Origin of the sequence: Streptomyces sp. NPDC017940 (genome assembly GCF_044328435.1) — a bacterium.
GTDB lineage: Bacteria > Actinomycetota > Actinomycetes > Streptomycetales > Streptomycetaceae > Streptomyces.
This window is the reverse complement of sequence record NZ_JBIRHJ010000006.1, coordinates 316,588-331,493: the sequence shown is the minus strand read 5'-3', so window position 1 is coordinate 331,493 and position 14,906 is coordinate 316,588. Positions and strand designations below refer to the sequence as shown.

9 protein-coding genes are annotated in these 14,906 nt (G+C 74.0%); 7 read left to right on the top strand and 2 right to left on the bottom strand.

Going from position 1 to position 14,906, the window contains the following annotated elements; translation table 11 throughout:
• Positions 1–57: 57 nt before the first annotated feature.
• The gene (locus ACH4DX_RS22495) at positions 58–1,260 is read right to left on the bottom strand and encodes a GNAT family N-acetyltransferase (protein WP_398156408.1); all 1,203 of its coding nucleotides are present in this window, start codon (positions 1,258–1,260) and stop codon (positions 58–60) included.
• 498 nt (positions 1,261–1,758) lie between these two features.
• On the opposite strand from ACH4DX_RS22495, the gene ACH4DX_RS22490 reads away from it, so the two are divergent.
• The 7 genes from ACH4DX_RS22490 to ACH4DX_RS22460 all read left to right on the top strand — a co-directional run bounded on the left by ACH4DX_RS22490 (position 1,759) and on the right by ACH4DX_RS22460 (position 12,198).
• The gene (locus ACH4DX_RS22490; protein ID WP_398156407.1) at positions 1,759–3,663 is read left to right on the top strand and encodes a transglycosylase domain-containing protein; all 1,905 of its coding nucleotides are present in this window, start codon (positions 1,759–1,761) and stop codon (positions 3,661–3,663) included.
• Positions 3,664–3,802: 139 nt separating this feature from the next.
• Entirely contained in the window at positions 3,803–4,675 is an 873-nt protein-coding gene (locus tag ACH4DX_RS22485; RefSeq protein ID WP_398156406.1) for a MerR family transcriptional regulator, read from the top strand.
• Between the two features lie 88 nt (positions 4,676–4,763).
• Positions 4,764–7,100: a tetratricopeptide repeat protein gene (locus ACH4DX_RS22480; RefSeq protein WP_398156405.1), complete on the top strand. Its 2,337-nt coding sequence runs from the start codon at positions 4,764–4,766 to the stop codon at positions 7,098–7,100.
• A gap of 133 nt (positions 7,101–7,233) precedes the next feature.
• Entirely contained in the window at positions 7,234–8,304 is a 1,071-nt protein-coding gene (locus ACH4DX_RS22475; RefSeq protein WP_398156404.1) for a hypothetical protein, read from the top strand.
• The gene (locus tag ACH4DX_RS22470) at positions 8,301–9,662 is read left to right on the top strand and encodes an alpha-glucoside ABC transporter substrate-binding protein (RefSeq protein WP_398156403.1); all 1,362 of its coding nucleotides are present in this window, start codon (positions 8,301–8,303) and stop codon (positions 9,660–9,662) included. Before ACH4DX_RS22475 ends, ACH4DX_RS22470 begins: the two co-directional genes overlap by 4 nt.
• Positions 9,663–9,862: 200 nt before the next feature.
• The gene (locus ACH4DX_RS22465; RefSeq protein ID WP_398156402.1) at positions 9,863–11,590 is read left to right on the top strand and encodes a hypothetical protein; all 1,728 of its coding nucleotides are present in this window, start codon (positions 9,863–9,865) and stop codon (positions 11,588–11,590) included.
• 35 nt (positions 11,591–11,625) lie between these two features.
• Positions 11,626–12,198, top strand: coding sequence for an XRE family transcriptional regulator (locus ACH4DX_RS22460; protein ID WP_398156401.1), 573 nt, complete (start codon positions 11,626–11,628; stop codon positions 12,196–12,198).
• Between the two features lie 84 nt (positions 12,199–12,282).
• On the opposite strand, the gene ACH4DX_RS22455 is transcribed toward ACH4DX_RS22460, so the two are convergent.
• A complete protein-coding gene (locus ACH4DX_RS22455; RefSeq protein ID WP_398156400.1) occupies positions 12,283–14,598 on the bottom strand; it encodes a D-alanyl-D-alanine carboxypeptidase in 2,316 nt (771 codons plus the stop codon).
• Positions 14,599–14,906: the final 308 nt, after the last annotated feature.

Genomic DNA, 14,906 nt, shown 5'->3' with positions numbered 1-14,906 from the left:
GCGGCCGGCGAGCACCCCACCGGCCACCGCTGGTCCGTGGCGCCGCTTCTCCGTCTCTCAGTGCCCCCGGGCCGCCGCCCCCTTGGAGCGGGACTCCGAGCGGGACTCCGGACGGGCCCCCTCCGCGCGGGACCCCGGGCGAGCCCCCGCGGGCGCCGAGCCCCTCGTACGCACCGTCCCCACCGTCTTCAGCAGCCGGTCCGCCTGCTTGCGCAGGCCGGGGTGGGCGAGGACGGTGTTCCGCAGGCCGCGGACCGGTCTGCGCCAGAGGCGGTGGGCCGTCGCGACCGGGTGCGGGCGGGTCACGAAGCCCTCGGCCACGCGCAGTTCGCGGGTCTTGAGCCAGTCCTTGTACTCCTTGTCGCCGCGCCCGAGGTCCAGGACGCGGACGCCCGCGCGGCCCGCCGCCTCCGCCATGCGCAGATGCATGAGCAGGCCGGGTGAGTAGTAGCGCAGTTCGGGGTCGTACGCGGTGAACCAGGCCGCGAAGACCGTGCTCGACATCGGGCCGAAGTGCGCGGCGACCGGGCGGTCACCGGCGTACACGACCGAGAGGACCCCGGTGAACTGTTCCTCCCTGACCTGGAACAGCGACTCCACCAGATCCACTATCCACGGCCGCGCGAAGCGGTCCATGCGGGACGTCCTGCGGTACTGGGCCGACTTCCACCGCATGAGGCGGCGCAGCATCGCCGGGTCGCGCTCGTCGAAGACGAACCGCATCTCGCCCAGGTCGCGCCCGAGGCGGCGCTCCTTCTTCAGGGTCGTCTTGGCGAGCCCCGGGTAGGTGGCACGCAGCCACTCCGCATAGCCGTCGGCGCCGTCGCCCGCGGCGGCCCCGACGCCGTCCTCCAGGTCGACCACCGGTGAGGCGAACGTACCGGTGACGTAGCGGCCGAACGGTTCCTGCGCCTCCACGAGGTGATCGAACTCGAGGACGGAGAGGCCGCAGGCCCGCAGCAGTTCCCCGGCGTCCCAGGAGACGCCGGGGCGGTGCACGAGTGCCTGGCAGTCGGAGAGGCCGAGGCCGACGGCCCTGCCGACACCGAAGGCGGTGCGCTCGTACGGGAAGAAGCCGACGGGCTCCCCCCTCTCGTGCAGGACCGCCACGCGGGCTCCGCCGCGGCTCCTGCCGACTCCGGCAGCGAACTCCGGTGCCAGAAAGGGGTTTCCGTAATCGGGCGACTCCTTCATCGTCCGATGCCAGGCGTCGAGGAGCGGTGTGCTCAGCTCCTCGGCCCTGTGGTTGGTTATCTTCACTCGGATCGACCGCCTTCCGCGGGCTCCGCGAGGGGCGCGGTCGCGGTACGGGCCGGTAAGGCGTGTCGGTCGTCGTTCTTGGATCGCACGGGCGACCCTCCCCCCAACAATTCACCTGACGCGCTGTTCGCGTCCTTATGTTGCGCTGGCTCTACCTGGCTCTCTCTTTTCGGCTCCAACCAGCTCTTTCCGACACCGGCCATCCCTGCTCGGTTTCGCGTCTTCGCTGGTCAGCGCCGCGTACGTGGTTCTCGCACCGTCAACGGTCGCACATCGAACGGCTTTGCGCGGCCCAAACCTGCCGAAGCCGAAATCCGGGGCCCGCGAGGCGCGGCGGGTGCCCGCGCCGGCACAGCCGGCGGCGGCGGCAGGACACTGCGCCCCGCCCGCACCGGCAACGCAAGTGCCCCCACGCGCAGTTGGCGCTGCCCCGACTGTTACGCACCGCTGACAGGCCGCCGCCCAACCGCCGCTCCCGCCGCCGCCCTCTTTTCGATCATGCGGACACACGCGCGGCACGAAGGTGCACAGAAGGCCACGGTCCGGCGGCGCCCCCGACGGCCGATCGACTATCCGCGGCGGGGGCGGCGGGGCGTGCGGCGCTGGCTGCCGTCGTGGCGGCAGTGGCTAGGCGGCTCCCTGCTGGGCTTCGGCGCGATCGCGGGGCTGCTCGGATATGTGTACGTCACCGTGGACATCCCGGACGAGAACGCGGCGGCCGGGCGTGAGGCCAACGTGTACTTCTGGGCCGACGGCACCCAGATGGTGAGCATCGGCGCCGTGAACCGGCAGAACGTGCCCCTCGACGACATCCCGGAGTCCGTGCGGAACGCGGTGATCGCGGCGGAGAACGCCAGCTTCTACAGCGACTCGGGCGTCGACCCGCAAGGCCTCGGGCGGGCCGTGCTGAACATGGTGAAGGGGCAGGAGACGCAGGGCGGTTCCACCATCACGCAGCAGTACGTGAAGAACACCTACCTGTCGCAGGACCAGACCATGACGCGCAAGGTGCGGGAGTTCGTGATCTCGCTGAAGGTGGACCAACGCAAGAGCAAGGACGAGATCCTCCAGGGCTATCTGAACAGCAGCTGGTTCGGGCGCGGCGCCAACGGGGTGGAGGCCGCCGCACACGCCTACTACGGCATCCCCGCCCGGCAGCTGAACGCGAGCCAGAGCGCGCTCCTCGCCGCGCTCCTGAAGGGCGCGGAGCTGTACGACCCATCGGCGAACCCCGCCAACCACCGCCGCGCCGAGGCCCGCTGGGCCTGGATCCTGGACCGGCAGGTCGCGGTGGGGCGGATGAGCGCCGCGGAGCGGGCCCGGTACAAGGAGTTCCCCGAGCCGCTCAAGGAGTCCCGGTCCACCAGCCTGAGCGGGGACTACGGCCAGACCGGCTACCTCGTCGACGTCGCCGACAAGTACGTGCGCCAGCGCACCGGGCTCACCGCCAAGGACCTCGCCCAGGGTGGCTACCGCATCCACACCACCTTCGACAAGCGCCGCGTCCACCAGCTCGCCCGCGCCGCCCGCGGCGTCCTCGACCGCCGCCTGGAGCCCCGTGAACGCGCCGAAGACAAGGGCGTGCAGGTCGGTGCCGCCTCCGTGCGCACCCAGGACGGCGCGGTGCTCGCCCTGTACGGCGGCGCGGACGCCACCCGCCACTTCAGCAACAACGCCGACACCTCCGGCGTCCCCGCGGGCTCGGCGTTCAAGCCGTTCGTGCTCGCCGCCGCCCTCCAGGACGGACTGCGCGCCGACCGCAAGGGCCCCGGCGGCATGACGCCCGGCGAGGCGCTCGTCGAGGGCGGCAACGCCACGTACCGCGAGCTCGGCGAGGAGGTCGGGCACCGCAGGGTGCGGCAGGTCGCGGTGGACGCGGGGATGCTGGGGCGGAGCATGGCGCGCCCCGACGCGTCGTTCCCGCTCGGTACGTCCACGCCGAGCGCCGTCCGGCTCGCGAGCGCCTACGGCACGTTCGCGCGCGGCGGCCTCCAGCACGACCCGTACTCGGTGACGTCGGTGACCAAGGACGGCGAGGCCGTCGGCGGCCTGGAGCCGCCCCGCACCCGGCGGGCCCTGGACCCCGGCGTCGCGGGGCAGGTCGACGCCGTGCTGCGGGACGCCGCCGAGGACAGCCTCGGCCGGGTCGCCTCCCGTTCCGGGCAGCCCGTCGCGGCCGGGCGCACCACCGACCAGGACCGCTTCAGGTCAGCGTGGTTCGCCGGGTACACGCCGGAGGTCTCGACGGCGGTCACCCTCTTCCGCACCCGCCCGCGCGATCCGCTGCTCCAGCCGCTGTCCGGCGTCGGCGGCGGGAAGTCCCGGTACGGCAACGCCCTCACCGAGCGGATCTGGCGGGACGCGCTGCTCGGCGTCGACCTCGCCCCGGGGGCGGGGCGTTGACCTCGCCGCGCGAGCCGGGCGTCGACCCTGCTCAGGAAGCCAGGCGTTGACCCTGCCCCAGGGGCAGGGTCCAGGGTCGCCGTGCCGGGGGCGACCGCCTCCGGTGACCGGTCGACCACCGGTCCCGGAGGATGACCTCGTGGACGAACTCCTGAGCATCGGCGCCTTCGCCGCCCGCACCCGGCTCTCCGCCAAGGCCCTGCGCCTGTACGACCGGCAGGGCCTGCTGCCCCCGGCGCACGTGGACGCCGCGACCGGCTACCGGTACTACCGGCCCGAGCAGGTCGAGCAGGCCCGCACCGTCGTGCTGCTGCGCCGCCTGGACATGCCGCTCGCGGACATCGCGGCCCTCGTCGGCCTCGACGGCGAGCGGGCGGCCGAGGCCGTCGGGGAGCACTGGGCCAGGATCGAGGAGCGGTTCGCCGCCCAGCGGACCCTCGTGGACTACCTCCGCGGCCGCCTGTCCCGAAGGAGCCCCACCGTGTACGGCACGTTCGACGTCCGCACCATCGACGTACCCGAGATGTTCGTGCTCAGTGAGCGCAGGCACGTCTTCACCGACGCCCTCCCCGCCTGGATCGACGCCTCCCTCGGCCGCCTGGAGAAGGCCGCGGCCAAGCTCTGCGGCGGCGGCACGGAAGCGCCGTTCGTGGTCTACCACGCCGAGGTCACCGAGGACAGCGACGGCCCCGCCGAGGTGTGCGTGCCCGTCGCGGACCCGGCGGCGGCCCGCGAGTGGGCCGCCGGGCACGGGCGGCAGTGGGGGGTGCGGGCCCGCGTCGAGCCCGCCGCCCGGCTCGCGTACACCCGCATCACCAAGGCACAGGTCGTCTATCCGCAGATCATCGCCGCCTACGACGCCGTGGAGGAGTGGCTGGCCCGCGAAGGACTCGCGCAGGCGGGGGCCTGCCGCGAGGTGTACTTCACGGACTGGGGCACGGCGGGACCCGAGGACCAGGTGTGCGACGTGGCGTACCCCGTGGCGCGCCCCGGGGTCGCCGTGTCCGAGTGACGTGGCGTCAACTCCCTTGCGGACCGCCGCATTTCCCTTTCCTACGCGTCGGGGTCAACGAACTCGTACGCGTTTATCCTGATGCGCCATGGAGTCCCGTGAGGGCGACGGCGACTCGTCCCTGCCGCCACTGTTCGTCGCCCTGCCGCCGCAGCGTCCCGCCCGCGTGGTGCTGCCCCCGGAGAGCCCGGACCCCACGGTCCTGCCGGAGATCACCCTCCTGGACCGGGCGGCCTCGCGCGGCGACGACCCGGACGCCCTGCGGGGCCTGCCGCTGCCCCCCGACCGGCTGCTCGCCCGCCAGTACCGGGTGGTGCGGCCGCTCGGGTACGGCGGCATGGGCGAGGTCTATCTCGCGCTCGACACGAAGGTCGGGGGACGCGAGGTGGCCATCAAGATCCTGCGTCCGGAGAACGGCGGCCCCGAAGGACCCGCGCCGCACCCCCCGCCCGACTCCGCCGACCACCCGCTCGCCCGTGAGCGGCAGGAACTCGTCGAGCTGAACCACGACGACATCATCCGGGTCCACAACTACGGGCACCATCCGGACGTCGGCGACTTCCTCGTCCTCCAGTACGTCGACGGGCCCACCCTCGAAGAGGTCCGCACCCGCGCCCTGCTGCACCCCGAGGAGTTCGGCGGCGCCCGCTTCTACGAGTTCGTGCTCGCCTACGGCGTGCGGTTCCTCGCCGGGCTCGCCTATCTGCACGGGCGCGGCAAGGTGTACGGCGACCTGAAGCCGTCGAACGTCATGCACGACGGGTCCACGACGAAGTTCATCGACGTCGGCAGCGTCCGGCGGGCGGGCGCGCCCGGCCTCACCTCGGCGGACTACCGCGCCCCTACGGTCGGCCCGCGCGGCGAGTCCACCAGTGGCGACGACCTGTTCAGCCTCGGCGAGACACTGCGGCACCTGTGCGGGCTCGACGACCTCGACGCGCTCGCGGACCTCTCCCCGCTCGCCGGTTCCGACACCGCACCGGACGCGCGGTGGCCGCAGGGCCGCGCCACCCGCCGGATGACGGTGCCGCTGCCGCCCGACGGGCTCGGGCTCGGCCTCTTCTCGCTCGCCCGGGTCCTGCGCCGCGCGACCCGGCCCGAACGCGCCGACCGGTTCGCCACGGCCCGCGAGATGGACGAGCAACTGCGCGGGGTCTTCCGTGAGCTGCGTTCGCTGCGGCTGCGTACGGAGACCTTCGAACCGTCACCGCTGTTCCTCCAGTCCGCGTACGCCCTGGACGGCGGGCTCGGCTCACCGCCACCGCCGCGGCAGTGGGCGGCACGGGACGCGGGCGGCGGCGTGCCGGACGGAGCCGGAGGCAGGCGGGATGGAGGGCATGGAGGGGGCGGAGGGGACAGCAGAGGGGATGGAGGGGACAGGAGGGGCAAGGGGGCGGCCGTGCGGTATCCGGCTCCCGCGCCCGGGGACACCGCGCAGGAGCTGCCCGTTCCGCGCCCCGCCCCCGAAGACGCCCTGCACACCGGCCTGAGCCGGCTCGGCGACGACGACCCGGCCGCGCTCCTCCAGCACACCGCGGAGTGGCCGGGAACCCCCGAGGTGGAGCTGCTGCGGTGCCGTCTGACGCTGCGGATCGCGCTGCGGCCCGGTGCCCAGGACCCGCCGCGGCTGCACGAGGCCGCCGTCGCCCTGGTCCGCGCCGAGGACGCCATCGGGCCGACGGCGGCCCCGTACGACTGGCGGCTCGACTGGCACCGCGGCTTGCTCGCGCTCGCCGCCGGCGACGTGCCGCGCGCCCGCGGCCGCTTCGACCTGGTGTACGCGGCCATTCCCGGCGAGTACGCGCCGAAGCTCGCCCTCGGCCACTGCGCCGAGCGGCTCGGCCGCCTGCGGGAGGCGCTCACGCTGTACGAGGGGGTGCGGGTGCGCAATCCCTCGCTCGGCGGGGCGGCGTTCGGGGCGGCCCGGGCCCGGATCGCCCTCGGTGGGCCGCGGGCGCTCGCCCACGCCGTCGAGGCGCTCGACGCGGTGGCGCAGCACTCCCGGCACCGCACCGCCGCGCGGGTCGCCGCGGTGCGGGTGTGCGCGGACCACGCGCGGGGCGGGGACGATCTGGCGGAGGTCGTACGGCGGCTCGGGCGGCTGTTCTTCGCGCACGGGCTCACCGACGAGCAGGCGCGGCTGCGGATGCGGGCAGACGTCTGGGAGAGGGCGCGGGTCCTCCTCGGCGCGGGAGCGGTCTCTGCCGTGCGGCTGCGGGAGGTCGCCCGCGGGGCCGACGCGCGGTTGCGGTTCCCCGCCTCCGCGCGGCAGTTGCGGGTCGACCTGTCGGGGCTGTGGCTGGGGCTCGCCCAGCAGGCCGCGCGGGAGCCCGGCGGGGCCGGTGCCGCCACCGCCGAGCTGCTGCTGGACCGGGCCTATGCCATCCGGCCCTTCGGGCTGCGTCACGCCCGGGGGGCGCGGTGAGCCCTTGTGCGTACGTCACGGGAGCCGCCCACAGGGACGGCGGGCCCGCGTGAAGGGCGGCCGGGTCTGGCGGTGGGTGTGGGCCCCGGCGGCCCGGGGGAGCCGGAACCACGCCTTCCTGCGGGAGCGGCTCGTGGTGCTCCCGTTGCTCACCGCCCTCACCTTCGCCCCCTTCGCCTGGGCGTACTCCACCGTTCGCGAGGACGCCGCGTACGTCCAGGAGCGGGTCGCCCCCGCCCTGGGGGACCTGGCCGCCGCCCGGGTGTCGCTGGAGATCGCCGACCAGGAGGCGGGCGACAGCCTGCGGGCGGGGCGGGCGGTGGAGCTGAGCGGGCTCAGCGAGCGGTACCGGACCCGGACCACCCGGGCCACCCAGCGCCTCAACCAGGTCGCCCGCAGCGGCGCCCTGTCGACCGCGGAACGGCAGGACCTCGACGTGGTCGCGGGCCTGGTGGCCGACTACGGCACCTGGACGGCGTGGGCCCAGGCCAACGCCGCCGACCGGGCGCTGCGCGAGGCCGCCCTCGCGTACGCCCGCAGCATCCTGTGCTCGGCCCGGGAGGAGCCGGGGGGCACTGGGGAGGGCGGCGGCACCAGGGAGGGCCGTGGCACCGGGGGCCGCCGCGGTTGCCGGCCCGCCACCGGCTCCGGCGCCACCGCCGTCGTGGACCGCGTCACCGCCCTGGAGCGTGCCCTTCAGGAGCGGTTCGCGGGCCGGGCGGCGGCGGGTGCGGGCGTGCTCGCCGCGTTCGTCGTGTCCGGGGTCGCGTTCCTGCTCCTCGCGCACGGCAGCTGGCGCACCCAGGTGTTCCTGCACCGGCGCTTCCGCCTCTACGTCAGCGTGCCGCTGCTCGTCGCCGCCGTGCCGCTCCTCGCGCTGCCGGTGCTCGCGGCCGACGCCGTGCTCGTCCAGGGGGCGCAGGGCGACGCCGCGGCCACGGCCCGCGCGCTCTCGCACCGGACCTCCCCCGTGATCGAGAGCGCCGCCGAGAACGATCCGTTCCGCACACCGGGCCGGTATGTGATCGCCGCCCTGGAGGACGCCGTGGACCGCGAGCTGGCCGACGGCCGCCTCGCCTTCCTGGACGGCGTGGCCGTGTGGGTGCTGCCCGCCGGTCTGCTGAGCGCCGCCCTCACCGGCGGCACACTGCACGCCTACCGGCGCGAGTACGTCCGCCTCACCCGTACGGGAGCCGCCCCATGAGCAGGAAGGACCGGCGCCCCGCGCGCCGACGGGAGCGCGGGCGGCGGGCCGGACGGCGGTCGCCGCGCACCGCCGTCCTGTGCTGTCTGCTGCTCGTCGCCGCCGCCCTCACCGGCGGCTGCGCCGACGAGGACCGCGACACCCTGGTCGTCCTCGGGCCGTGGACCGGCCCCGAGGGTACGGCGTTCGAGGCGATGCTGCGGCGGCTCGACGACGGCACCGGCGAGACGTACACGTACAAGGGCACCCGCTCGCTGCGCGAGACCCTGGTGGCGCAGCTGGAGGCCGGGGACCCGCCGGACGTCGCCGTCCTCAACAGCGTGGGCGAGCTGACCGAGTACGCCCGCGGCAACCGGCTGCAACCCCTGGACGCCCCGGGACGGCCGCCGTGGGCACCCCGCATCGAGGTGGACGGCGACCCGCGCACGTACTGGGTGCCGCTGAAGGTGGACCTGAAGAGCCTGGTGTGGAGCAGGACGGGCGCGGGGGCCGGGGAGCGGGGCGGCGGGCGGCCGCGGTGGTGCCTGGGGATGGCGTCGCAGGCCACCTCGGGCTGGCCGGGCACGGACTGGATCGAGGACCTGATCCTGCACCGCTCGGGCCCCGGCACCTACGCGCGCTGGGCCACGGGCCGCCTGAGCTGGCGCAGCCCCGAGGTGCGGGGCGCCTGGACGGCGTGGGCGCGGCTGCTGGGCGAGCGGTCGCGGACGTGGGTGGACCTCGCGCTCACCACCTCGTACCAGGGCACACCCGGCGCCGCGGGGGCGGGCCCCCGGGGGCTTCTGAACTCGCCGGAGCTGGACTGCACGCACGAGCACCAGAGCGCCTTCATCCGCTACCTGTACGCGAACGCGAAGGGTGAAGGCGGCGAGGGGGCGGCCCGGGGCGGGGGCGTGCGGGTCGATCCGTCCGCCCGCTTCCTGCCGGGTCCCGCCGCCCACGACGACGCGTACGAGGTGGCGGGCGACATGGCGGCGGCCTTCGGCGACCGCCCGGCAGCCCGCGACCTGGTCGAACGCCTGTCCGGTTCCGAGGCGCGGCGGCTGTGGCACGCGGAGGCCGAACCGGCGCTGCGGCCGTTCTTCCCCGGCGCAGGCGACCCGCAGCCCACCGATCCCGGCGGGGGCCGGGCCGCCGCCGTGCTCACCGGCGGGGCCGCGACGCTGTGCTTCGACGCCTCGGACGCGATGCCGCCCGCCCTGCGGGACGCCTTCCACCGCGCGGTCCTGCACTACCTGCGCGACTCCGCCGCCGAGCGCCTCGACACCCTCCTCGGCCAGCTGGACACCGTCCGCGCGGAGACCGGCGGCGGCGCCCTGCCGCCCGGCGCCCTGTGCGCACCCTCCACGGACGGGTGAGGCGCCGGTGGCGCTGCGGTGACCGCCGCCGCACCCCATACTGGCGGAGACCTGCCCCTGGGGTCGCTGTCTGCCAACCATTGTGCAGCGGTTAGCGTCTACTCCGAAGGAGTTGCCCCAGCCAGCCGAACGGATCGCCTCCCGTGGCCTCTGCCGACCTGTCACCCCCGTCACTCAGCCGAGCCGACCGGGGCAGCGGCATGCGCGAACCCTGGTACCGGCGGCACCGCATGGCGCTGCTCATCACCGCTGGTCTGCTGCCGCTGTATCTGCTGTGGTGGACGGTGTTCGCGACGGGCGGCGGCGACCTCGCCGCGCAGCAGGCCTGGGCGGGCTTCGCCCGGCGCTACCCGGGCTCCGCGTACAGCCTGTTCTGGTACGGCGGCCTGCACACCGCGAACTACAGCGTCATCTCGCCGTATCTGATGGCCGCCTTCGGCGTGCGGACCGTGGCGGCCGCCTCGGGGCTCGCCGCCACCTTCATGGGCGTCTCGATCATCATGCGGAGCTCCATCCGCAAGCCGCTGTGGCCCGCGCTCGTGGTCGGCTTCTCGATGTGGTGCCAGGTCGTGTGCGGCCGGGCGACCTTCATGCTGGGCGTCGCCTTCGGCGTCGGCGCCGTGCTCGCGGCCGTCGGCGGCAGCAGCCGCCGCCGGATCGTGGCCGCCACCCTGTGCGCGGCCCTCGCCACCATGGGCAGCCCGGTGGCCGGTCTGTTCCTCGTCGTGGTGGGCGCCGCCTATCTGCTGCTCCGCCAGTGGGGCCGCGCGCTCGCCCTGATCCTGCCGCCGTTCGTCGTGGTGGGTCTCACGACGTGGCTGTTCCCCTTCGAGGGCGAGCAGCCCATGGCGTTCGTCCGGATCTTCCCGCCGGTGCTGCTGTGCGGCGTCGTGATGCTGGCCGCGCCGCGGTCGTGGCGGCTGCTGAAGTTCGGCGCCGGGGTGTACGCGGTGGGGGTCGTCCTGACCTGGCTGATCCCCACCCCGATCGGTACGAACGTCGAGCGCTTCGCCGAGATCGCGGCCCCGCCGATACTGCTCGCCGCCGTCATGAACCGGGACTTCACGCTCCCCAAGTCGCTGCGGCCCCTGCGGCCCGCACGGATCCTCGAGACCCTGCGGCGGCTCGGCTCCCCGCGTCCTGTGTGGTCCGGCGTCAAGCGGCACCACATCTGGCAGCGCGCGGTCCTCGTCACCGCCGTCGTGCTGTCCCTGACCTGGGTCTCCATCAAGACGACCGCCGACATAGTGGCGTACACGAAGGTGCCCACCTGGGCCGTCGAGACGGACGGCGTCGTCAAGCAGCTCAACCGCCTGGGCGCCGACCGCACCCGCGTCGAGGTGGTCCCGGCCCGCGACCACCGCGAGGCCGCCGTGCTGTCTCCGTACATCAACATGGCGCGCGGCTGGAACCGGCAGGCCGACGTGGAGCGCGGCCGCCTCTTCTACGAGGGCCGGCCGGTGTCCGAGGTGGAGGAGGGCGCCTTCACCTCGTCCTCGTACCGCGCCTGGCTGAACCACTGGGCCGTCGGCTTCGTGGTGCTCTACAAGGGCGACGGCAAGCCGGACGGCGCCGCCGAGCGCGAGCACGACCTGGTGACCAGCGAGCCGAGCTATCTGGACCAGGTCTGGCACGACGACAACTGGCGGATCTACCGCGTGAAGGACGCCGTCCCGCTGGTCGACAAGCCCGGCTCCGTGGTGACCGCCGACGGCGCCCACCTCACCGTCCGCATGTCCGAGCCCGGCTCGGTCATCGTCCGGGTCGCCTACTCGCCGTGGCTGTGGGCCGAGGGCGGCTGCCTGTACAAGGAGGGCGACTTCACGCGGCTCACGGTGCAGAAGGCGGGCGACGTCCGCATCGCGTCCAACTACGGGGGCCCCTCGGGACCGCAGCCGCGGTGCGCGCCCGACAAGGACGCGGACTAGACACGGGCGCAGGGCCTGGGCCCCGCAACCGGCTGTTGCTCGCGGCCGGCTTCGCACCCCGGTACACCGAGCGGCCGCTCGACGACGACGCGCTGTCGGCGGCCAGGGACGCGGTCCAGAGGGTGCTGCGCGCGCACGAGCCGTACCCGGCGCTGGCCTTCGACCGCCGGTGGAACATCGTGCTGACCAATCGCGCGGTCGAGCCGTTCCTCGCGGACGTCGACCCCGACCTGCTGCGGCCGCCGGTCAACCTGGTGCGGCTGGGCCTCGACCCGCGCGGGTTCGCTCCCCTGGTCGTCAACCTGGCCGACGTGCGGGCGGTGTTCCGCTCCCGGATCACGCGTCAGCTCGCCAAGGCTCCCGACGCCGAACTCGCCGCGCTCTACGAGGAACTGCTGGCGCCCGGCGCCGAGAACGCGTCGAGCCTGTCCGTCGCATCCGACGTCGTGATGCCGATGGTCCTTCGTCTCCACGGACAACAGGTGCGGATGTTCTCGACCATCACCACGTTCGGTACGCCCATGGACATCACCCTGGACGAGGTCGCGATCGAGTCGTACTACCCCGCGGACACGGAAAGCGCCGCGTACTTCGACCGCCGGTTCTGAGACAGCCCCGTACGTCTTCTGCCGGGCCCCCACCCCTTCGCCGTGCGCTGCGCGGCCCGCCCCGGGCCGCGCGCCGCCGTACCGTCAGCCGACCCGGGTCAGCTTCGCGCCGAAGCCCGGCTCGGAGAGGTCCTTCTGGAGGGCCACCGGAACCTTGATCGCCCCGCTGGTCGTGCCGTCGCCGACGGTGAGCCTGCCGACGACGGTGCCCGCCTTCGCGGAGTGCGGCAGGCTCTTGCCCGCGTCGTCGATCTCGACCTTCGAGGTCAGCCCGGGCCAGCCTACGGCGGTGACGTCCCTGGTGGCGACGACCGGCGTGGTGCCGCCGAGGCCGTCGTCCACCTCGCCGACGACCTGGCCCTTCTTCACCACGGTCTGGGCCTTCAGGGCGTCCTGACCGGCCGCGATCAGGTCCTTGGTGACGCCGGTGACCTTGTCGATGTTGGCCACGCCCCCCGAGCCGAACTGGGCCAGCGCCGCACCGATGATCACGTGGGTCTTGCCGCCGACCCTCTCCTCCGCGGCGAAGAGGATGTTGCCGCCCGCGGCGGTGGTGGTGCCGGTCTTGATGCCGACGGCGACGGTCGGGACGAGACCGAAGTAGTTGTCCTGCCGGTCCCCGTTGAGGTCCTTGTAGTTGCGCTGTCCGGCGATCTCCTTGAAGACCGGGTTCTCCATGGCGACGCGGCCGAGCTTCACCAGGTCCTCGGCGGTCGAGACGGTGGTCTTGTCCAGGCCGCTCGGGTCCGTGTAGTGCGTGTTCCTCATGCCGATTTCCTTGGCGGTCTTGTTCATCTTGGCGACGAACTCGTCCTCGGAACCGTTGCTGTCCCAGCGCGCGAGCATCCGGGCCACGTTGTTGGCCGACGGCAGCATCACGGCCTGGAGGGCCTCGTACTGGGTGATCTTCTGGCCCTTGGTCACCTTGACCACGGACTCGTTCTCCGGCTTGCCCTTCTCGTAGTGCCGCTGCGCCTTGGCGTCGACGACGAGCGTTTGGCCGTTCTCACCCTTCTTGATCGGGTGGTCGCGCAGGATCAGATACGTCGTCATCACCTTGGCGATGCTGGCGATCGGTACGGGCTTCTGCTCACCCGCCGTGCCAAAGGAGCCGATGCCGTCCACATCCATGGCCGCCTGGCCCTTGTCGGGCCACGGGATCGACGGCTTCCCGCCCTCGAACGCGTACGAGGACGCACTCGTCAACGCCAGCTTCGGCTCGGGAAGGGGACGCACCGCCTGTGCGACTGCGAACACCACGACGAGCAGCAGCACGAGCGGCGTCCAGATCTTGAACCGGCGTACGAGGGTACGTACCGGGGTCTCCGGGGGCGGCGGCGTGTTGGTCAGCTCGGCGAGCAGGTCGATCGGGGGCTTCGGAGGCAGGGGCTGCTGCCGGGTGGCCTCCGGGGAGGCTTCTGGCGCGGGCGCCTGGGGGGAGCCGGTCCGCGCGGCCCCCGTCTGAGCGGGCGGGGCGGTGGCGCCCGCGGAGGGCTTGGCGCCCGGCTTCGTCAGGGACCTGGTGCGGGAGTCGTCGAGCGGCTTGAGCGCGACGAACTTGCTGGTCCGCTCGGACTCCGACTCGGCCTCCGGCTTGCCCCCGGGCTTCTTCCTGTCCTCGGCGGGCTCGTCCGGCTCGGGTACGTCACCGAGCTTGAGCGTCGTGGTGGGCTGGTCCACGCCCGAGGGGGCGGGCCGGGGGGCCTTGAAAACCGCGGTGGCCTGATCGACCGGACGACCCCCCGCGGAGCGGGACTCGGCCTTCACACCGCCGACCTTGGTCCCGGCCTCGGCTCCGGAGTCACCCTTGGGCCCAGCCTCGGCCTCGGCCCCGGAGTCGCCCTTGGGCCCAGCCCCGGCCTTGGCCCCGGAGTCACCCTTGGGCTCAGCCCCGGCGTCGGGCTCGGCGTCGGACTTCACGGGTCCGGCGTTCGGCTCGGGCTGGGCGTCGGACTTCGCAGGTCCGGCCTTCGACTCGGGCTCGGCGTCGGACTCCGTCGACTCGGCGTCGGCGTCGGCGTCCGGCTTCGCGGCGGCGGCCCAGGACGGCGTCTTCGGCCCACCTGAGGCACCATTCGCGCCCTTGCGGCCGGTGTTGAACACGGCGGTGTCCCGGTCGGTCCGGGAGTCCTTGGCCTGGGCCGCACCGCCGCCGGTCTTGGCACCGTCTTCGGTGTCGGTGTCGGTGTCGGCACCGTCCTCGGCGTCGGCACCGTCCTCGGCGTCAGCGTCAGCGTCGGCGGAGTCGGCGTCGTCGACGGCACCGGACTCGTCCCCGGCATCCGAGGCGCCCGCCTTCGCGGCGGGCCGCGCGGCCGTGAACACGGCGGTGGCCATGTCGACGGCGGACCCCGAGACCGCGCCCCCGCCACCCGGGCGGGAGTCACCGCTCCCGGTCACCTCGTCACCGGAGGCATCCGCGGCACGGCCCGAACCACCCCGGGAGCCGTCCGCCGCACGGCCGGAACCATCACGGGAGGCATCCGCAACATGGCCGGAGCCATCACCCGAACCCTCCGCAGCATGCCCCGAGTCACCACCGGCGGCATCGGCAGCACGGCCGGGATCACCGCCGGAGGCACCCGCAGCACGGTCCGAGTCACGGCTTGAGGCACCCCCAGCACGGCCTGAGTCACCACCGGAGACACCCGCCGCACGGCCCGAGCCACCACGGGAGGCACCCACCGCACCCCCCGATTCACCGCCGG